The organism is Pseudomonas sp. SIMBA_068, from assembly GCF_046534705.1.
In the GTDB taxonomy this organism is placed as follows: Bacteria; Pseudomonadota; Gammaproteobacteria; order Pseudomonadales; family Pseudomonadaceae; genus Aquipseudomonas; species Aquipseudomonas putida.
Genome location: NZ_JAWRYI010000012.1, coordinates 25,410 through 43,234 on the forward strand (window position 1 = coordinate 25,410; position 17,825 = coordinate 43,234).

Annotated in this window: 17 protein-coding genes; 4 read left to right on the top strand and 13 right to left on the bottom strand. The window is 64.4% G+C overall.

The features are described 5' to 3' along the window. Positions 1-72: 72 nt before the first annotated feature. The 4 genes from SB756_RS23720 to SB756_RS23735 all read right to left on the bottom strand — a co-directional run bounded on the left by SB756_RS23720 (position 73) and on the right by SB756_RS23735 (position 3,832). Positions 73-1,218 carry a PQQ-dependent sugar dehydrogenase gene (locus tag SB756_RS23720; protein WP_410912095.1) on the bottom strand — a complete coding sequence of 382 codons (1,146 nt, stop codon included), beginning with the start codon at positions 1,216-1,218 and terminating at the stop codon, positions 73-75. Between the two features lie 22 nt (positions 1,219-1,240). Further along, entirely contained in the window at positions 1,241-1,558 is a 318-nt protein-coding gene (locus SB756_RS23725) for a hypothetical protein (protein ID WP_063425292.1), read from the bottom strand. Positions 1,559-1,761: 203 nt separating this feature from the next. Next, positions 1,762-2,727 (bottom strand): agmatinase, encoded by a 966-nt coding sequence (gene speB, locus SB756_RS23730; RefSeq protein WP_341798091.1) that lies wholly within the window; start codon positions 2,725-2,727, stop codon positions 1,762-1,764. A 25-nt stretch (positions 2,728-2,752) separates the two neighbouring features. Continuing rightward, positions 2,753-3,832 (bottom strand): polyamine ABC transporter substrate-binding protein, encoded by a 1,080-nt coding sequence (locus SB756_RS23735; RefSeq protein WP_016500655.1) that lies wholly within the window; start codon positions 3,830-3,832, stop codon positions 2,753-2,755. 102 nt (positions 3,833-3,934) lie between these two features. Between SB756_RS23735 and SB756_RS23740 the strand changes: the two genes are divergently transcribed. Further along, a complete protein-coding gene (locus SB756_RS23740) occupies positions 3,935-4,825 on the top strand; it encodes a LysR family transcriptional regulator (protein WP_410912098.1) in 891 nt (296 codons plus the stop codon). Positions 4,826-4,863: 38 nt separating this feature from the next. Here the strand turns inward: SB756_RS23740 and SB756_RS23745 are convergent, their stop codons facing one another. Both SB756_RS23745 and SB756_RS23750 read right to left on the bottom strand, forming a co-directional pair. Beyond that, positions 4,864-7,290 carry a TonB-dependent receptor gene (locus tag SB756_RS23745; RefSeq protein ID WP_410912259.1) on the bottom strand — a complete coding sequence of 809 codons (2,427 nt, stop codon included), beginning with the start codon at positions 7,288-7,290 and terminating at the stop codon, positions 4,864-4,866. 213 nt (positions 7,291-7,503) lie between these two features. Beyond that, the gene (locus SB756_RS23750; RefSeq protein ID WP_341798088.1) at positions 7,504-8,628 is read right to left on the bottom strand and encodes a sigma-70 family RNA polymerase sigma factor; all 1,125 of its coding nucleotides are present in this window, start codon (positions 8,626-8,628) and stop codon (positions 7,504-7,506) included. 135 nt (positions 8,629-8,763) lie between these two features. Here SB756_RS23750 and SB756_RS23755 point away from each other — a divergent pair, with 135 nt between their 5' ends. Beyond that, positions 8,764-9,246: an LEA type 2 family protein gene (locus tag SB756_RS23755; protein WP_341798087.1), complete on the top strand. Its 483-nt coding sequence runs from the start codon at positions 8,764-8,766 to the stop codon at positions 9,244-9,246. A gap of 17 nt (positions 9,247-9,263) precedes the next feature. On the opposite strand, the gene SB756_RS23760 is transcribed toward SB756_RS23755, so the two are convergent. Next, complete coding sequence (locus tag SB756_RS23760; RefSeq protein WP_049273556.1) at positions 9,264-9,527, bottom strand: hypothetical protein; 264 nt, start codon at positions 9,525-9,527, stop codon at positions 9,264-9,266. A gap of 129 nt (positions 9,528-9,656) precedes the next feature. On the opposite strand from SB756_RS23760, the gene SB756_RS23765 reads away from it, so the two are divergent. Continuing rightward, on the top strand, positions 9,657-9,977 hold the full coding sequence (locus SB756_RS23765; RefSeq protein WP_341798086.1) for a YqjD family protein: 321 nt from the start codon (positions 9,657-9,659) through the stop codon (positions 9,975-9,977). Positions 9,978-9,999: 22 nt separating this feature from the next. Here SB756_RS23765 and SB756_RS23770 read toward each other — a convergent pair whose 3' ends face one another. Next, entirely contained in the window at positions 10,000-10,617 is a 618-nt protein-coding gene (locus SB756_RS23770; protein ID WP_016500662.1) for a tRNA-(ms[2]io[6]A)-hydroxylase, read from the bottom strand. 157 nt (positions 10,618-10,774) lie between these two features. Between SB756_RS23770 and SB756_RS23775 the strand changes: the two genes are divergently transcribed. Continuing rightward, positions 10,775-11,638: a universal stress protein gene (locus tag SB756_RS23775; protein ID WP_341798085.1), complete on the top strand. Its 864-nt coding sequence runs from the start codon at positions 10,775-10,777 to the stop codon at positions 11,636-11,638. Between the two features lie 47 nt (positions 11,639-11,685). Here the strand turns inward: SB756_RS23775 and SB756_RS23780 are convergent, their stop codons facing one another. The 5 genes from SB756_RS23780 to SB756_RS23800 all read right to left on the bottom strand — a co-directional run bounded on the left by SB756_RS23780 (position 11,686) and on the right by SB756_RS23800 (position 17,748). After that, entirely contained in the window at positions 11,686-11,889 is a 204-nt protein-coding gene (locus tag SB756_RS23780) for a formate dehydrogenase subunit delta (protein WP_174369982.1), read from the bottom strand. Continuing rightward, positions 11,886-14,768 (bottom strand): formate dehydrogenase subunit alpha, encoded by a 2,883-nt coding sequence (fdhF, locus tag SB756_RS23785; RefSeq protein ID WP_410912102.1) that lies wholly within the window; start codon positions 14,766-14,768, stop codon positions 11,886-11,888. The genes SB756_RS23780 and fdhF overlap by 4 nt, the downstream gene beginning before the upstream one ends. Further along, positions 14,765-16,324 carry a formate dehydrogenase beta subunit gene (locus SB756_RS23790; RefSeq protein WP_410912104.1) on the bottom strand — a complete coding sequence of 520 codons (1,560 nt, stop codon included), beginning with the start codon at positions 16,322-16,324 and terminating at the stop codon, positions 14,765-14,767. The genes fdhF and SB756_RS23790 overlap by 4 nt, the downstream gene beginning before the upstream one ends. Further along, a complete protein-coding gene (locus tag SB756_RS23795) occupies positions 16,318-16,800 on the bottom strand; it encodes a formate dehydrogenase subunit gamma (RefSeq protein ID WP_016500667.1) in 483 nt (160 codons plus the stop codon). Before SB756_RS23795 ends, SB756_RS23790 begins: the two co-directional genes overlap by 7 nt. Before the next feature lie 366 nt (positions 16,801-17,166). Continuing rightward, the gene (locus SB756_RS23800; RefSeq protein ID WP_341798082.1) at positions 17,167-17,748 is read right to left on the bottom strand and encodes a hypothetical protein; all 582 of its coding nucleotides are present in this window, start codon (positions 17,746-17,748) and stop codon (positions 17,167-17,169) included. Positions 17,749-17,825 lie beyond the last annotated feature (77 nt).

Sequence of the window (17,825 nt, forward strand, 5' to 3'; positions counted from 1 at the left end):
GCATTGCAGCATAGATTGTTGGGGCCGCTCTGCGGCCCATCGCGGCACAAGGCCGCTCCTACAGGGACCGCGTCAGTCGGCCAGGCCTACCTTCAGCAATGCGCCGTCCTTGTCATCGGTCAGCACATAGATGTAGCCATCCGGCCCAACCCGCACATCGCGGATACGCGCCTTCAAGTCACCGAGCAAACGCTCCTCATGCACCACCTTGTCGCCCTTCAACTGCAAACGGATCAGCTCCTGTGTCGCCAGTGCACCAATGAACAGGTTGTGGTCCCAAGCCTTGAATGTCGGGCTGTCGTAGAACGCCATGCCGCTGATACCCGGTGACTTCTCCCACACATGGTGTGGGTCGACCATGCCGTCCACATGCTTGCCCTTGGCCTCGGGAATCGGCAGCAGCGAGTAGTTGATGCCATGGGTCGCAATCGGCCAGCCATAGTTCTTGCCGGGCTCGGGGATGTTGATTTCGTCGCCACCGCGCGGGCCGTGCTCGTGGGTCCACAGCTTGCCGGTCCAGGGGTTGAGCGCGGCGCCCTGCTGGTTGCGGTGGCCGAACGACCAGATCTCCGGCCGCACGTTGTCCTTGCCGACGAAGGGGTTGTCCTTGGGCACTTCGCCATCCGGCAAGATGCGCACGATCTTGCCTTGCAGCTTGTCCAGGTCCTGGGCAGTGGGGCGCTGGTTGTTCTCGCCCAACGCGATGAACAGATAGCCGTCGCGGTCGAACACCAGGCGCGAGCCGAAGTGGTTGCCCACCGACAGCTTGGGCTGCTGGCGGAAGATCACGCTGAAGTTATCCAGCCGCGCGCGGTCTTCGGACAGCTGGCCACGACCGACGGCGGTACCGGCCTTGCCGTCACTGCCCTCCTCGGCGTAGGACAGGTACACGGTACGGTCCTTGTCGAACTGCGGTGACAGCACCACGTCCAGCAAGCCACCCTGGCCCTCGCCCCAGACCTTGGGCACGCCGCTGATCGGCGGGCCGACTTTGCCTTCAGCGTTGACCACCCGCAGGTTGCCGGCGCGCTCGGTTACCAACATGTCCTTGCCGCCCGGCAGAAATGCCAGCGCCCAAGGATTGCGCAGGCCGTCGGCCAGGGTGCTGACGGTCAACGTGCCTTCTTCGCTGCGAAACTGTTGCTCTGCCGCCGCCTGTGCCAGCAGGGGCATGAGTGCGGCGGCAGTCAGGGTAGCTAGCCAGGTTGCTCTGGGCATGCAGGATTCCTTCCGTATGGGCTCACGGCGCCCGCGTGCTGTCGCGGGGCGGCCGGCTCGGTTCCAGGTTTGGGGTTTGTTGCTGCCGACGCAGGTTGTCGCCGTTGCCGATGCCGCGGTTGTCCAGGCTGGGCGTGCGCTGGTACGGGTCGGTGGACGGGCCGCGCACTGGGGGCGTGGCCGGCATACTGCCCTGGCGGCTGTTGGGGTTGGCGCGCTGGATCGGGCTGTTGTAGGGGTTGTTGTTGCCAGCGGCAAGCTGCAAAGGCTGTTGCGGGGCAGCGTGCGCAGGCAGGCACAAGGCCAGGCCCAGGGCCAGGATGGGCAATGTCGGGTTCATGCTTCAACTCCTGTACGAAAATGCCGCGCCTGGTGGGTTTGATAGCCTAAGGCGCGAGGGGTTCGAGACAAAAGTGTGAATTTGGGCGGAGATGATTCCTGATGTTTCAGTATGTGCTCGTGGGGCTGCTTTGCAGACCATTGCGACGCAAGGCCCTGCAGGAGCAGCCTTGTGCTGCGAATGGGCCGCAAAGCGGCCCCGGATCACTGGCTCTTGTCTACCCTGTGCCGCGCCGCATACAGGCACAGCATTTCCATCGCCAGGGTCGCCCCCGCCAGCGCAGTGATATCAGCATGGTCATAAGCCGGCGCCACCTCCACCAGGTCCATGCCCACCAGGTTAATCCCCCGCAGCCCGCCCAGAATCTCCAGCGCCTGCACCGTGCTCAACCCACCACACACCGGCGTACCTGTGCCAGGCGCATAGGCCGGGTCGAGGCAGTCGATGTCGAAGGTCAGGTACACCGGCCGCTCACCTACACGCTGGCGAATTGCCGCAATCACCGCCTCGGTGCCCTGACGGTGCACCTGGCGGGCGTCGAGGATGGCAAAGCCCTGGCTGTCGTCATTGGTGGTGCGCAGGCCGATCTGCACCGAACAGGCAGGATCAACCAGGCCCTCACGGGCGGCATGCCAGAACATGGTGCCATGGTCGATACGCTTGCCCTCCTCGTCCGGCCAGGTGTCGCTGTGGGCATCGAAGTGGATCAGCGCCAGCGGGCCATGGCGGCGGGCGTGGGCCTTGAGCAGCGGGTAGCTGATGAAGTGGTCGCCACCGAGGGTAAGCATGGCGCAGCCCGCTTCCAGAATATGGGTGGCATGGGCCTCGATGCTGTCCGGCACCGACTGCGGTGTGCCACTGTCGAAGGCGCAGTCGCCATAGTCGATCACTGCCAAGTGGTCGAACGGGTCGAACGCCCACGGCCAGTGCCGGGCCCAGGCCTGCTGCACCGAGGCGGCGCGGATCGCCCGCGGGCCGAAACGCGCACCTGGGCGGTTGCTGGTGGCAGTGTCGAACGGCACTCCGCTGACCACCACATCCACACCACGCAAATCGCGGCTGTAGCGGCGGCGGGAGAAACTGGTAATGCCGGCGTAGGTACTTTCAGCGGCAGTGCCATACAGGCTGTCGCGAGTCATCGCCTGGTCGTTGCTTGCGGCTTGCTCCACGGTCGGGCTCCTTGGTTGTTATCAGTCACTGGCGGCTGCGAAAGGCCGTCCATAGGCGGTTGCGCTGGCGCAGGTCGGCCAGGGCCATGCTGCGGTCGGCGAACAGGCGCTGGCGCACTTCGGCAGGCGGGTAGATGTCCGGGTCATTGCGCACCGCCTCGTCCACCAACGGCGTGGCAGCCTGGTTGGCGTTGGCAAAGAACAGTGTGTTGGTCAGCGCAGCCACCGACTCGGGCTTGAGCATGAATGCGATGAACGCCCGCGCGGCCTCGGGGTGCGGCGCGTCCTTGGGGATGACCAGGTTGTCCTGCCACACCAGCGTGCCTTCACGCGGGATGCGGTAGATCAGCTCGAACGGCTTGCCGGCGCGGCGGGCCTGGTCGGCCGCCATCGCGGCATCGCCATTGTAGGTCAGCGCCAGGCACACGCTACCGTTGGCCAGGTCGCTGATCTGCCGGCCATTGGCGACGTAGCTGATCGAGGGTTGCAGCTGGCTCAGCAGCTGCTGCGCGGCGGCCAGGTCATCCTTGTCCTGGCTGTAAGGGTCCTTGCCGAGGTAGTTCAGGGCCACGCCAATCACTTCCTGCGGCGAATCGGGCATGGCGATGCCACAGTCCTTCAACCGGCTGGCGTATTCGGGCTTGAACAGCAGGTCGAGGCTGTCCAGCGGCACGTCGCCCAGGCGCTGGCGCACCGCCTCCACATTCACCCCAAGGCCCAGCGTACCCCAGGTGTACGGCACGGCATGGCGGTTGCCGGGGTCGGCCTCGGCGAGCTTGGCCAGCAGGTCCTTGTCGAGGTTGCTGTAGCCGGGCATGGCCTGGGGGTCGAGCGCTTGCAGGGCATTGGCCTTCAGCGCCCGGGCCAGCACGGTCGACGATGGCACCACCACATCGTAACCACTGCCACCGGTGAGTAACTTGGTCTCCAGCACTTCGGTGGTGTCGAAGGTGTCATACCGCACCTTGTAGCCGGTTTCCTGTTCGAAACGCTGAAGGGTTTGCGGGGCGACGTAGTCGGCCCAGCTGTAGAGGTTGACGACCTTTTCTTCGGCCTGCAGCGGCAGGGCCAGAACCAGGGACAACAGGCACAACGATCGACGCATGACGGACACCTCGGCAAATGGGTGGATGCCGCGAGCATGCCAGCCGGGTTACATTGCAGAAATGGCAAGTTTGCAAAGCTGACATTCATCAGGAGCAATGTAATGCTCGGACAAGTGCACGATCCCGACCTGCACCTGCTGCGGCTGTTCGTCACTGTAGTCGAGGCCGGGGGCTTCAGCGCCGCGCAAGGCGTGCTGGGCCTGAGCCAGCCCACCATCAGCCAGCGCATGGCGCAGCTGGAAACACGCCTTGGCTACCGCCTGTGCAGCCGAGGCAAAGGTGACTTTCACCTGACGGAGAAAGGCGCGTTGCTGTTGGATGCAGCGCGCGGGCTGCTGCTGAACATCGAGCAGTTTCGCCAGCAGGCCACCGGCGTTGCCGGGCGGTTGCTAGGGACCGTGCGCATCGGCATGGCGGAAAACCAGGACAAGGCAGTGAGCCTGAAACTGGCGGCGGCCATTGCCGCGTTCCGCACACGAGAGGAATCAGTGCAGCTGGAGCTGATCAGTGCACCACCGGCGGAGCTGGAGCGGTTGTTGCTGGAGCAGCGGCTGGATTACGCCATCAGCTACTTCTCCGGCAACCAGGCGGCCTTTGATTACCAGCCATTGTTCGAGGAACCGCAACGGCTGTATTGCGGCAAGGGGCATGTGCTGTTCGGCGAATCGGGTGTTGAGCTTGAGCGGTTGCTGGAGATGGACCAGGTGCGCCATCCATACCGGTTTCTCAAAGGCGGTGAGCCGTTCCAGAGCCGGCACAGCATGGCTGTGGCGGAGCAGATCGAGAGCGTGCTGACGTTCATTCTGTCGGGGCGGCATATTGGTTACCTGCCCTGCCACTGCGCGCACGCCTGGGAGGCGGAGGGGTTGTTGTGGGCGTTAAACCCAGGGCTGGATTTTGTGGTGCCGTTTACCCTGGCCAGGCATCGGGCACAGGTGACGGGTGAAGCGCAGCAGGCGATTGCCGAGGATTTACTCGCGGCGTTTGCCTGATGCGCTCCTACAAGGGCCGGGCACGCCTTGGAGAAGGGTTAGTAAGCCATGCTCCAGGTCAGGGTGTAGGTGCGCCCGCGCCCTTGGTAGTCATACAGGTACGCCGGGCCGTAGGTCGGCGAATAGAACAGCGTCGCGCGTTGGCCCCAGACCGTGCTGTACTGCTTGTCCAGCAGGTTCTGGATGCCGGCACTGAAGGTGCCGAAGCCGGTGTCCTGGCTGCCCAGCAAATCGAAGGTGGTGTAACCGTCGATCTCGTGGTCGGCATCGTCCTTCAGGCTGAACGCATGGTTGGCTTGCAGCCGCGCACTGCGGCCATCGCCCTTCCAGCCAACAAACGCAGTGGCCTTGGACAAGGATGCATAGCGGGCATCACGCTTGTTCCACCCGCCGTCGACAGCCTCTTCCTCGGAGCGGGTCAGGTGCAGGGTACCGCCCGCTTCCCAGCCCGTCTGGAAGTGCCGGGTTAGCGCACCTTCAAAGCCGAAGTCGCGGCTCTTCTGCTCTTCCACGTTGATCGTCAGCGTTTGCGAATCGACGTTGATGATCTTGTCCGACCAGATGTAGTACAGCGCCGCCTGGGCATCCCAGTCCAGGTCGGCATAGCGCCAGCCCAGTTCCACCTGGCGGCTCTTGATGCCGGCCAGCGGGTTGTCGGCCACGCTCAGGCCCGGCTTGCCGTAATACTTGGCAGGGTCTGGCAGGTCGAAACCTTCGCCATAGTTGCTCCATACCTGGTGGCCGTTCTTGAAGTCGTAGATGGCGCCTATGTTGAACAGGTTGACCTGGTAATCGTTGCTGCCGCCCGGCACGCCCTTGAAGTCGCTGACGTCGACGTCCATCTGCTGGCGACGGGCACCGCCGGAGAGCGTCAGGTTGTCGGTGGCATGCCAGTCCAGCTGGGCGTACACCGACACACCATCGACCCGGTAGCTGGGATAGCGCGCGGCCTTGCTGTCCTTTTCCATCTCCAGGCCGCCCGATTCGGACGAGGTCAGGGCGTTGAAGGTGGTCTGCTCGGCATTGAAGCGCTCGCGATCCAGGTCGAGGCCATAGGTCAGCTTCAACGTATCCCACTGTTTGGCGAACAAGCCCTTGAGGCTGGTGACCTCGAAGTTCTGCTGCGAGGCAGCAAAGTACACCCCGCGCGAGCCGGTGGGCGTGGCGCGGTTGTAGTACGGGAACGGGTAGAAGTTGTCGTCTTCCTTGCGGTACGAGGCCTGCAGGTAGAAATCCTGGCCCAGCACATCGCTGTGGTGGTAATTAGCGTTCAGCAACAAACGCCGGGTACGCGGCTCCAGGTCGGACGAATAGCCGCTGCGCAGCTCGGCGTCTTCCAGGTCGGATGGCGCGTTGTAGTTGAGGTTGGGAAAGTAAATCCCCGTGCTGCCGTGGTTGCCCGAGTCGTAGTACTGGGCCAGCAGGTCGAGGCTCTGCTGGTCGTTCAACTGCAAGCCCAGGGTGCCGAGCACGTCGATGGTGCGATTGTATTGCAGGTCGGTCTGGGTGTTGTCGATGAAGATCTGGTCGCCGGCACCGTCGTAGAAGGCTTCGTTCTGCTCGCCGGAAATACCCAGCCGGGCATTGACCCGCTCGTTGCCGCCACTGATCGACTGGGCGAAGCGGGTGGCCAGGTCATCGCTGTTGTTGAACCCGCTGCTGGCGCCAAGCTGGGTCTCGAAGCGCGCCGGGCCGGGTTCGCCCTTCTTGGTGACGATGTTGATGATGCCGCCAGTGGCACCACCGCCGTAGATGGCGCTGGCGCCAGACAGCACTTCGACACGCTCGACGTTGAACGGCGAAATGCTGTCGAACTGACGCGACAGGCCGCGCGAGCTGTTCTGGCTGACCCCGTCGATCATCACCAGCACGTTGCGCCCGCGCATGTTCTGGCCATAGTTGGTACGCCCTTCCGGCGCCAGGTCGAGGCCAGGTACCAGCTTGCCGATGGCTTCTTTCAGGCTGACGCCGCTGTCGATCTGCTCGCGCAGCTGCTGCTGGTCGACTACCCACACAGTGCCGGGGATTTCGCTGATTGCGGTGCTGGTGCGCGAGGCCACGCTGACTTCGATCGGCTTGAGGTTGACCGCCTGTGGCGCTGCCTGGGCCTTGCGCAGGGTCACGGTGCCCGCGTCACTGAAGTGCCAGCTCATGCCGCTGCCGGCCAGCAACTGCTGCAGGGCCTGCTCGACGCTGTAGCTGCCGTGCATGGCCGGGCTGGCAACGCCTGCTGCATCTCCCGTGGTGTACAGCAAGTGCAGCCCGGCCTGGTCGGCAAAGGTGGTCAGGGCCTGGTCCAGCGGCTGCGCTGGCAGGTCGAGCTGAACCTGGCGAGCCTGCATCTGGGTTTGTTCGGCGGTGGTCGCGGCCGACGCATGCAGCGGGCCGACCAGCATGGCCAGGGCGCTGCAGGACATCAGGGCATGGTGAAGAGGACCGCGACTGCGGTGCAAGGGCTTGAGCATCAGAGGCACGAATGAGCTTCCTGACAAGTCGTAAATGAGAATGGGTTGCTGATCAGTCCCACTACGACGATCTGGCTTGCAGGAACTTGCAGTGCCAAATGGAAAATATTTTTATTTCTGTGCCGGCCTCTTCGCAGCACAAGGCTGCTCCTACAGGAACCGCACATGCCTGTAGGAGCAGCCTTGTGCTGCGAAGAGGCCGGCACAGGCTGATCAATGAACCACAGCCAACCACGGCAGGTAGGTAACCTTCAGCCCATACCGCTGCTCAAGCGTGCGCAGCAGTGCTTCAGGCTCGTCAAGGTCAAACACCCCGCTCACCTCCATCGCCGCCAGCTTGCTATCAGACAGCACGATGCGCCCATGCCGGTAACGCTCAAGCTCCGTCAACACCTGCCCCAGCGGTTTGCCGTTGAAGATCAGCTTGCCGCGCTGCCAGGCCATCTGCGCACCGGCATCAGCCGCCACCGCCAGTTCATGTTCGCCGACCTTGGCTTCACCGCGTGCCAACACCACGCGGCCATCGCGACGCACGCTGAAGGTGGCGGCACCACCCTGCACCCGCTCGCCTGCCGTATCGACCACAAACGGCCGCGGATCATCCGTGGCCTCGAACAAGGCCTCACCGGCAGCCAGCACCACACGGCGTTCGTGCTCACTGAACACCACACTCAGCGCACTGGCGCTGTTCAGCGTCACCCGCGTGCCGTCCGCCAGGGTAATCACCTGCCGCTCACCCACAGCGGTGTGGTAGTCCGCCAACAACACCGGTGCCTGCTGCCAACCCGCCACAGCGGCAACCAGCAACACCACGGAGGCAGCCACACCGGCCTGCTTGAGCCAGTCGCGACAATGACGCAGGGCCTGGCCGATATATTTGGCCACCATGCTCTCGGAAACCCCCAGCCGCTGTGCAATCTGCGCCTGGGTCAGGCCTTCGACGCGGTTCAGCAACAACGCCTGGCGGGCATTGTCGGGCAGTTTCAGCAGCGCATCGTCAAGGATTTGCAGGCGCTCACGGGCCAGCAACATCGCCTCGGGCGCTGGCGCCGGGCAGGCCAGCTCACCCGCTGCGTCACAGTCGTCATGGCTGGCAGCCAGGCGCTGCTCACGGCGCAAGGCATCAATTGCCAGGTTACCGGCCACGCGGAAGATGAAGCTACGGGCGTGCAGCACCGGCACCGCCTGTTCATCGACTTTCACCAGCTTCAGATAGGTTTCCTGCGCCACGTCGGCTGCGCGCTGGCGGTCGCTCATGCGCCGCGTCAGGAACTGCAGCAGGTCGTCGTAGTGCTCCTGGAAAGTCGCCAGCAGGCCCGACACGGGTGACGTCAGCATGGGTTTGGGCACTGCCAGCAGGATGAGTTATCGGGCGTTAATGAGAAACAGTATCTTTCATCTGCAAGGAGACTTTCAACGCCGACGCGCATTTGCCACACTGGCGGTTCGCTCACTCTTGCAAGGTCGCCCGCAATGACTGCCCGCCTGCACCGCTGTAGCCGCCTGCTTCTCGTCCTGCTGATGGCCTATGGCCTGGGTGCCTGCGCACTGTTCCAGCCACGCGACCCGGTCAACATCAGCGTGATCGGCATCGAGCCGCTGCCCGGCCAAGAACTGGAACTGCGCATGGCGGTGAAAATGCGCGTGCAAAACCCTAACGAGTCGCCGATCGACTACAACGGCATTGCCCTGAACCTGGAAGTGAACGGCCAGCCGCTGGCCGCCGGGGTCAGCGACCAGCAGGGGCATATTGGCCGCTATGACGAAGCGGTGATCGTGGTGCCGGTGAGCATCACGGCGTTTTCCTTCCTGCGCCAGGCCTATGGGCTGGGCACGGTGGACTCACTGAAGGGTTTGCCCTACAAGCTGCGCGGCAAGCTGGCGGGCGGGTTGCTGGGGACCGTGCGCTTTACTGACGAGGGCAAGCTGGACCTGCCGAAAGGCGCGACCTGGTAAGCGCCCGCCAGGGGTATTCAGCGGCTGGCGCTGGCGGCGGCCATCAGCTTGTTGACTTCGCTGCGCACCATGCTGGCGTATTCGGGCGGCGACATGCCCTCCAGTTCGGCGCGCACCCACTCGGCCCATTTACCCTTGCGCCGGGGCTTTTCGGCGATCAGCCGGGCCGCATCGCCCTTGGCCTTGCCCAGGCTGCTCTGCCACATCTCGAACAGCCGCGCCTTCTCTGCCTCGATCTGCGCCCGTTCCTCGAAGCTCATGTTGGCCAGATTGAAACTCATGAAGGTACCTGCAGGTTTGAAAATGGCCGCTATCTTACACCCAGGCAACCCAACATCGGAAAGCCACCGCAACTTTCCCGACGCAGCGGCATCCATTGTTCACACCACCCCATCAACGAGGACGAGTTCATGGCCCGTAAAAACGCCACACTGGCGGACAGCGACCAGATCAAGGACCAGGTATTCAGCGAACTGCAATCGCTGATCGAAGAATCGGAAAAGCTGCTGAACGACAGCGCCGCCCTGGTCGGCGAAGAAGCAGAAACCCTGCGAGCGCAGGTCAGCCTGAAACTGAAACAGGCGCGCCAGGCCGCTGGCACTATGCGCGACAAAGCGCAACCGGTGGTGCACGCCACCCAGGACTACATCGGCGGCCACCCTTGGCAGACCGTCGCCATTTCCGCCGGCCTGGGGCTGGTGGTGGGCCTGCTGCTGGGGCGGCGCAACTGAAGCCTGGGCCGCCTGGTGCGAATCAGGCGGCCAGCGCTTGCGGGATACCGCTGTGGAAGCGCAGTTCCTGGTCCGGAGACTGGATCAGCTCCATTTCTGCAGCGCGCACCAGTTCAATCCGGCGGGCGATGTCCGCCTCATCACCGTAGTTGTGCGCCAGTTTCAGGTAGCCCTGGTAATGGCGGGCTTCGCTTTTCAGCAGGCCGTGGTAGAAGCGGCCCAATTCTTCGTCCAGGTGCGGCACCAGCGCAGCAAAGCGCTCGCAACTGCGTGCCTCGATGAACGCCCCTACCACCAGCGTGTCCACCAGCTTGACCGGCTCGTGGGCGCGCACCAGGCGGCGCAGCCCCGAGGCATAGCGGCCCGCCGACACCGGCCGCAGTGGCACCCCACGGCGCTTCATCAGGCGCAGCACCTGTTCGTGGTGCACCAGCTCCTCGCGGGCAAGGCGCGACATCATGTTGATCAGGTCGAGGTGGGTGTTGTACTTGGCCATCAGGCTCAAGGCAGTGCTCGCGGCCTTGAATTCGCAGTTCTTGTGGTCGATCAGCAGGGTTTCCTGGTCGGCCAGCGCCGCTTCGATCCAGGCGTCTGGCGTCGGGCAGCCAAGAAAGGCATCGATTTCGGGGATCAGGGACATAAGCATGCAACCACACAGAACAGGCAGGGCCGGCGATTATACCGGCGGCGGCGGGCGGCGCCAGTGACTATGCTTGTTGATGTACATCAAGCGCCAGCGGGGGGCGCGCCGTCTATAGTCAGGCATTGGTCGCCACCTTTGAAGGGAGCTAACGCCCATGCAAGCCGTCCGCAGCATCCTCGTCGTCCTCGACCCCGAGCACGCCCACAGCCGGGCGCTGACCCGGGCCAAGCTGATTGCCGGCGTCACTGGCGCACGCCTGCACCTGCTGATGTGTGACAAAAAGCATGACCACACTGCACTGCTTAGCCTGCTGAGTAGCCAGTTGCACGATGACGGGTACGACAACGTCACCCACGAGGAGGCCTGGCGCGACAACCTGCACGACACCATCATCTATGTGCAGCAGGCCGAGGGCTGCGAGCTGGTGATCAAGGAACACCGCCCGGACAACCCGCTGAAAAAAGCCTTGCTCACCCCCAGTGACTGGAAGCTGCTGCGCCAGTGCCCGTGTGCCGTGCTGATGGTCAAGAGCGAACGGCCGTGGACCGGTGGCAAGATTCTGGCTGCGGTAGACGTGGGCAACCAGGACGACGACCACCGCCGCCTGCATGCGAGCATCATCGACCATGGCTACGCCATCGCCGGGCTGGCCAAGGGCGAACTGCATGTCATCAGCGCGCACCCGTCGCCAATGCTGTCGGCCTCGGACCCGACGTACCAGTTGAGCGAGACCATCGAGCAGCGCTACCGCGATGCGTGCAAGGCGTTCCAGGCAGAGTACGGCATCAGCGAGGAGTGCCTGCATGTGGCTGAAGGGCCGGCAGATGTACTGATTCCGCATACCGAGAAACTGCTGAACGCGGTGGTGACGGTGATTGGTACGGTGTGCCGCACGGGGATTTCCGGGGCGTTGATTGGCAATACTTCGGAGGTGGTACTGGATGCGCTTGAGGGGGATGTGCTGGTGCTCAAGAGCGAAGAAGCCATCGCCCACCAGGCCGAACTAGCCCGCGGCTGACGCAATTTCCACAATTGGCGCGGTCCCTGTAGGACCGCGCCGACCCGTTACGGCATCGCCTCCAGCACCTTCGGGTCCAGCCCCTCTCCTGCATTGGCCTCGATCCATTCTGCCAGCTGCCGGCGCATGGCCGGCGTCCAGAAGCTTTGCAAATGCTGGCGCACCCCTTGCACCGCCAGCGCCCGGTTTGGCTCGCTGTCGAAGTAATGGGCAATCTGGTTGGCCATCTTGACCAGGTTATCGCTGCTCATCGGCGCACCTCGGCTTTCTCCGCTGTACGGCGTTCCTTCAGCAAGCGCCGCTGTTCGTCACTGAAGTCCTGATAGCGCTTTTGCCACTCCGATGGCTGGAACACTTTCACCACTTCCACTGCCGTCACCTTGTATTCGGGGCAGTTGGTGGCCCAGTCGGAGTTGTCCGTTGTGATCACGTTGGCCCCCGACTCGGGGAAGTGGAACGTGGTGTACACCACCCCCGGCGCTACCCGCGCACTGACCTTGGCGCGCAGCACGGTCTGCCCCGCGCGGCTGCCGATGCCCACCCAGTCACCGTCCTGGATGCCGCGGCTTTCGGCGTCGGTCGGGTGGATTTCCAGACGGTCGGCGTCATGCCAGGCAACGTTGCCGGTACGCCGGGTCTGGGCGCCGACGTTGTACTGGCTGAGGATGCGCCCGGTGGTGAGCAGCAACGGGTAACGGTTGTTGACCTTTTCGTCGGTGGGCACATAGCCGGTGAGCATGAAGCGGCCCTTGCCACGCACGAACTGGTCGATATGCATGGTCGGCGTGCCATCCGGCGCCGCGTCGTTGCACGGCCACTGCAGGCTGCCATGGCGGTCGATTTCGGCGTAGCTGACGCGGCGGAAGGTCGGCGTCAGGCGGGCAATCTCGTCCATGATCTCGGACGGGTGACGGTAGTTCATCGGGTAGCCCAAGGCGTTGGCCAGGGCCACGGTCGCTTCCCAGTCGGCCTTGCCGGCCAGCGGTTCCATGACCTTGCGCACCCGCGAAATGCGCCGCTCGGCATTGGTGAAGGTGCCGTCCTTTTCCAGGAACGAGCAGCCCGGCAGGAACACATGGGCGAATTTGGCCGTTTCGTTGAGGAAGATGTCCTGCACCACCACACATTCCATGGCGTGCAAGGCCGCCGTGACGTGCTGAGTGTTGGGGTCGCTCTGGGCGATATCCTCGCCCTGGCAGTAAAGGGCCTTGAAGCTGCCGTCCAGCGCTGCCTCGAACATGTTGGGGATGCGCAGGCCCGGGTCGGGCTGCAAGGTCACGCCCCAGGCGCGCTCGAACTCGGCGCGCACGCCCTCGTTGGAAATATGCCGATAGCCGGGCAGCTCGTGGGGGAACGAGCCCATGTCGCACGAACCCTGCACGTTATTCTGCCCACGCAGCGGGTTCACCCCTACCCCTTCACGGCCGATATTGCCGGTGGCCATGGCCAGGTTGGCGATGCCCATCACCGCAGTGCTGCCCTGGCTGTGCTCGGTCACGCCCAGCCCGTAGTAGATGGCCGCGTTGCCACCGGTGGCATACAGGCGCGCCGCGGCGCGGATCTGCTCGGCGGGCACGCCACACACCGGGCCCAGCACCTCGGGGGCGTTGTCTGCCTGGCTGACGAAGTCGCGCCAGCGGGCAAAGTCTTCGGTTTCGCAGCGGGCATCGATGAAACGCTGGGCCAGCAGGCCCTCGGTGACGATCACGTGGGCCAGGGCGTTGAGCATGGCCACGTTGGTGCCCGGGCGCAGTTGCAGGTGCAGCTCGGCGCGGGCGTGCGGCGAGTCGACCAGGTCGATGCGCCGTGGGTCGATCACGATCAGCCGCGCACCCTGGCGCAGGCGGCGCTTGAGCTGCGAGCCGAACACCGGGTGAGCGTCGGTGGGGTTGGCGCCAATCACCAGCACCACGTCTGCCTGCATCACCGAATCGAAGCTTTGCGTGCCGGCCGACTCACCCAGGGTCTGCTTGAGACCATAGCCGGTGGGCGAGTGGCACACCCGCGCGCAGGTATCGACGTTGTTGTTGCCGAACGCCGTGCGCACCAGTTTTTGCACCAGATAGGCTTCTTCGTTGGTGCAGCGGCTGGAGGTAATGCCACCGATGGAATCGCGCCCGTACTTGAGCTGGATGCGGCGGAACTCGCTAGCAGCGTAGGTGACCGCTTCGTCCCAGCTCACTTCCTGCCACGGGTCTTCCAGGCGCTTGCGGATCATCGGCTTGGTGATGCGATCCGGGTGGGTGGCGTAGCCCCAGGCAAAGCGGCCCTTGACGCAGGCGTGGCCGTGGTTGGCGCCACCGTTCTTGTCCGGGACCATGCGCACCAGCTGGTCGCCTTTCATTTCGGCGCGGAACGAACAACCGACGCCGCAGTAGGCGCAGGTGGTAATCACCGAACGCTCAGGCTGACCAAGCTGCACCAGGCTCTTTTCCGTCAGCGTCGCGGTTGGGCAGGCCTGGACGCAGGCGCCGCACGACACGCATTCGGAGGCGAGGAAGTTATCGCCACCCGCTGCCGCCACCCGCGACTCGAAACCGCGGCCGGTGATGGTCAGGGCGAAGGTGCCCTGGATGTCTTCGCAGGCGCGCACGCAGCGGCTGCAGACGATGCACTTGCTGGGCTCGTAATCGAAATACGGGTTGGATACGTCCTTTTTCTCAGCCAGGTGGTTGGCGCCGTCGTAGCCGTAGCGCACCTCGCGCAGGCCCACCTGGCCGGCCACGGTCTGCAGCTCGCAGTTGCCGTTGGCCGAGCACGTCAGACAGTCCAGCGGGTGGTCGGAAATGTACAACTCCATCACGTTGCGGCGCAGGCCGGCCAGGCGTGGCGTTTCGGTACGCACTACCATGCCTTCGCTGACCGGCGTGGTGCAGGATGCCGGGTAACCGCGCATGCCGTCGATTTCCACCATGCACATGCGGCATGAGCCGAAGGCTTCGAGGCTGTCGGTGGCACACAGTTTGGGGATGCTGGTGCCGAGCATGGCCGCAGCGCGCATCACCGAGGTGCCGGCAGGTACGCTGATGGCGCGGCCATCGATGCTCAGGCTGACCTGCACTTCGCTGTCACGGGCCGGGGTGCCGAGGTCGCTGCTTTTATCAGAAGCGGGGTCGAAGAAATTGATCACTGCGCGGCCTCCGTGGTGGTCAGCCCAAAATCGGCGGGGAAGTACTTGAGGGCGCTGGCCACCGGGTAGGCAGTCATGCCGCCCATGGCGCACAGCGAGCCGTACTGCATGGTGTCGCACAAGTCGCGCAGCAACAGGGCCTGGTCGTGGCGCTCGGTGAAATCAGTCGTGGCGATCAACCGGTCGACCACTTCCATGCCACGGGTGGAGCCGATGCGGCATGGGGTGCACTTGCCGCAGGATTCTTCGGCGCAGAACTGCAGGGCGAAGCGCGCCATGCTGGCCATGTTCAGGGTGTCGTCGGCCACCACCACACCGCCGTGGCCGAGCATCGCGCCCATGGCGGCGAAGGCTTCATAATCCAGCGGGGTGTCGAAGTGGCTGGGGGGTACCCAGGCGCCGAGCGGGCCGCCGACCTGCGCAGCCTTCAGCGGCCGGCCACTGGCCGTACCGCCGCCGTAGCCCTCCACCAGCTCGCGCAGGGTCAGGCCGAACGCACGCTCCACCAGGCCGCCCTGGCGGATATTGCCGGCCAGCTGGAACGGCATGGTGCCCAGCGAGCGGCCCATGCCGAAATCGCGATAGAACGCTGCCCCCTTGGCGAGAATGATGGGCACTGAAGCCAGGGTGAGCACGTTGTGCACCAGTGTGGGCAGCCCGAACAGGCCTTGTAGCGCGGGCAGTGGCGGCTTGGCACGGACAATGCCACGCTTGCCCTCGATGGATTCGAGCAGCGCAGTTTCTTCGCCGCAGATGTAAGCACCGGCACCCACCCGCACTTCAAGGTCGAACGCCTGGCCGCTGCCGGCTACGTCGGTGCCGAGGTAGCCGGCATCACGGGCGATGGCGATGGCCTGGTCGAGCACGCGGATGGCATCCGGGTATTCCGAGCGCACATAGATGTAGCCCTTGTCGGCCCCCACGGCGAGGCCGGCAATGATCATGCCCTCGATCAGCAGGAAGGGGTCGCCTTCCATCAGCATACGGTCGGCGAAGGTGCCGGAATCGCCCTCGTCGGCGTTGCACACCACGTACTTCTGCCCAGCCCCGGCGTCGCGCACGGTGCGCCACTTGATGCCGGCCGGGAACGCCGCACCGCCACGGCCACGCAGGCCGGAGTCGAGCACGGCCGCGACCACTTCGGCACCGTTCAGGGCCACGGCCGCTTCAAGGCCGGCGAAACCACCATGGGCGCGATAGTCGTCCAGCGAAAACGGGCGGGAGATGCCGGCGCGGGCGAACAGCAACCGCTGCTGGGTTTTCAGGTAAGGGATTTCTTCGACCAGCCCCAACGCCAGCGAGTGGCCACCTGGCTCACCGGCCAGGGCGTCGAGCAATGCCGGCACGTCTTGTGGGGTAACCGGGCCGAAGCCCAAGCGCCCTTGCGCACTGTCGCACTCGATCAGCGGCTCCAGCCAGTACAGCCCGCGAGAGCTGGTGCGCTGGATATCCAGCGGCAACTGGCGGCGCTCGGCCTCGCGCTGCAAGGCATCGGCAACCTGGTCGGCCCCCACGGCACGGGCCACCGAATCGCACGGGATGTAGAGCTTCAGCATGCTGCGTCCTCCCGGCAAGCGTTTACCAATGCACGCAGGCGCTCAGGGGTAAGCCGCGCATGCACCTGGCCGTCCAGCTCCAGGGCCGGCGAGCAGGCGCAGGCACCCAGGCAGTACACCGGCCGCAGGCTGATGGCACCGTCGGCGCTGGTGCCATGGTCGTCCAGTGCCAGCTGATCGCGCAGTTGCGCGGCCAGGGCCTCGGCGCCACGGCTCTGGCACGATTCGGCGCGGCACAGGCGCAGGGTGTGGCGCGCCGGTGGCGATGTACGAAAGTCGTGGTAGAAGCTGATCACCCCGCGCACTTCAGCCAGGCTGAGGTTCAGGGCATGGGCAATTTCGGGTACAGCAGCATCGGGGATGAAACCGATGTCGTGCTGGATGGCATGCAGGATAGGCAACAAGGCACCAGGGGCGTCCTTGTCGCGAGCCAGAATGCGCTGGATCACGGGCAGGTGGAGCAGTTCATCAGGCATACAGCGGACCTCGGCATCACGGACCCCGCCTGAATTATTGTGAGGGCAGGTATCCAGCGTGTTCTGCTGCGGCACGTCGGCCACGTCACGGTTGCGCGGCGCCGACGGCCTCCTTGCCCACGGCCGCGCATCTGCGCACGCTGGTCCGAAGGCATCCTGCAAGCATGGCACTTGTGGCGCCAGGGGGTTGCGTGCGAACGACCAGGCGCATCCTGAAACCGACGCCAAGTGCACGCCCCCTGCACGGTAGGCGAGGTTTCAGGGCAGTGGCCAGCCCGCCATCCTTGTAACAGTTGCACAGGTCGCAGCCATCGGCACCCAGCAAACGCGACTCACCTTCACAGACCGCCCGGTCCTCGCCATCGATCAAGGCGCGCCCTTGCCCTCCACCGCCTTGGCCGTCTCGATCAACTTGTCGAACTTGCGGTTCAACTGGGCAAACTTCTCGTCGCTTTTGGCCCGCGCCTTGATGTTGTCTTCCGAACTGGCCTTGTCGGCAATGGTCACCACCGTCCTGTCCCAGTTCCTGGACACCCAGTAAACCAGTTCGCCATCTGCGGAAAACGCTTCCAGCCGGCCACCGGTATCCGGCACAGGCTTCGCATCCCTGGTCATTGGCAGCAGTTGCTGCACCCGCGCTTCATCGGTGGTGTCCAAACGTACCTCAACCTGGCGCAGCTGGTCTGCCTCGTTGAACGCCGCCTGCACCTGCGAGATGGGAATGCCGCCCAGGTTGAGGTCCCCCTTCGGGCCGGCGCCCTTGTAGAACTCGGTCGGTACCTGATAGTGATACCCCGTGAAATGCTCAACCTCGCCAAACTGCTGCTGCAGGATGGCCAACACCTGGGGCTTGGGCATGCCGAGGGTGAACTGGCCGATTTCAAGCGCTGACCAGGCTTGCAGGGGGAACATCGCGCAGGCGAACAGGAGCGGTAAGGTCCGTTTCATGGGGTTATCTTCCTTGAAGTAAGCCCGGCAACCTAACCCCTGCACGACAATCCGACAATACTGGCAGGGTGCCAAGC

Excerpts from the sequence above, each read along its gene's own strand:
- SB756_RS23720 (WP_410912095.1), bottom strand. The coding sequence starts at position 1,218 with ATGCCCAGAGCAACCTGGCTAGCTACCCTGACTGCCGCCGCACTCATG.
- SB756_RS23725 (WP_063425292.1), bottom strand. The coding sequence starts at position 1,558 with ATGAACCCGACATTGCCCATCCTGGCCCTGGGCCTGGCCTTGTGCCTG.
- SB756_RS23735 (WP_016500655.1), bottom strand. The coding sequence starts at position 3,832 with ATGCGTCGATCGTTGTGCCTGTTGTCCCTGGTTCTGGCCCTGCCGCTG.
- SB756_RS23740 (WP_410912098.1), top strand. The coding sequence starts at position 3,935 with ATGCTCGGACAAGTGCACGATCCCGACCTGCACCTGCTGCGGCTGTTC.
- SB756_RS23745 (WP_410912259.1), bottom strand. The coding sequence starts at position 7,290 with ATGCTCAAGCCCTTGCACCGCAGTCGCGGTCCTCTTCACCATGCCCTG.
- SB756_RS23750 (WP_341798088.1), bottom strand. The coding sequence starts at position 8,628 with ATGCTGACGTCACCCGTGTCGGGCCTGCTGGCGACTTTCCAGGAGCAC.
- SB756_RS23755 (WP_341798087.1), top strand. The coding sequence starts at position 8,764 with ATGACTGCCCGCCTGCACCGCTGTAGCCGCCTGCTTCTCGTCCTGCTG.
- SB756_RS23760 (WP_049273556.1), bottom strand. The coding sequence starts at position 9,527 with ATGAGTTTCAATCTGGCCAACATGAGCTTCGAGGAACGGGCGCAGATC.
- SB756_RS23765 (WP_341798086.1), top strand. The coding sequence starts at position 9,657 with ATGGCCCGTAAAAACGCCACACTGGCGGACAGCGACCAGATCAAGGAC.
- SB756_RS23770 (WP_016500662.1), bottom strand. The coding sequence starts at position 10,617 with ATGTCCCTGATCCCCGAAATCGATGCCTTTCTTGGCTGCCCGACGCCA.
- SB756_RS23775 (WP_341798085.1), top strand. The coding sequence starts at position 10,775 with ATGCAAGCCGTCCGCAGCATCCTCGTCGTCCTCGACCCCGAGCACGCC.
- SB756_RS23780 (WP_174369982.1), bottom strand. The coding sequence starts at position 11,889 with ATGAGCAGCGATAACCTGGTCAAGATGGCCAACCAGATTGCCCATTAC.
- SB756_RS23790 (WP_410912104.1), bottom strand. The coding sequence starts at position 16,324 with ATGCTGAAGCTCTACATCCCGTGCGATTCGGTGGCCCGTGCCGTGGGG.
- SB756_RS23795 (WP_016500667.1), bottom strand. The coding sequence starts at position 16,800 with ATGCCTGATGAACTGCTCCACCTGCCCGTGATCCAGCGCATTCTGGCT.
- SB756_RS23800 (WP_341798082.1), bottom strand. The coding sequence starts at position 17,748 with ATGAAACGGACCTTACCGCTCCTGTTCGCCTGCGCGATGTTCCCCCTG.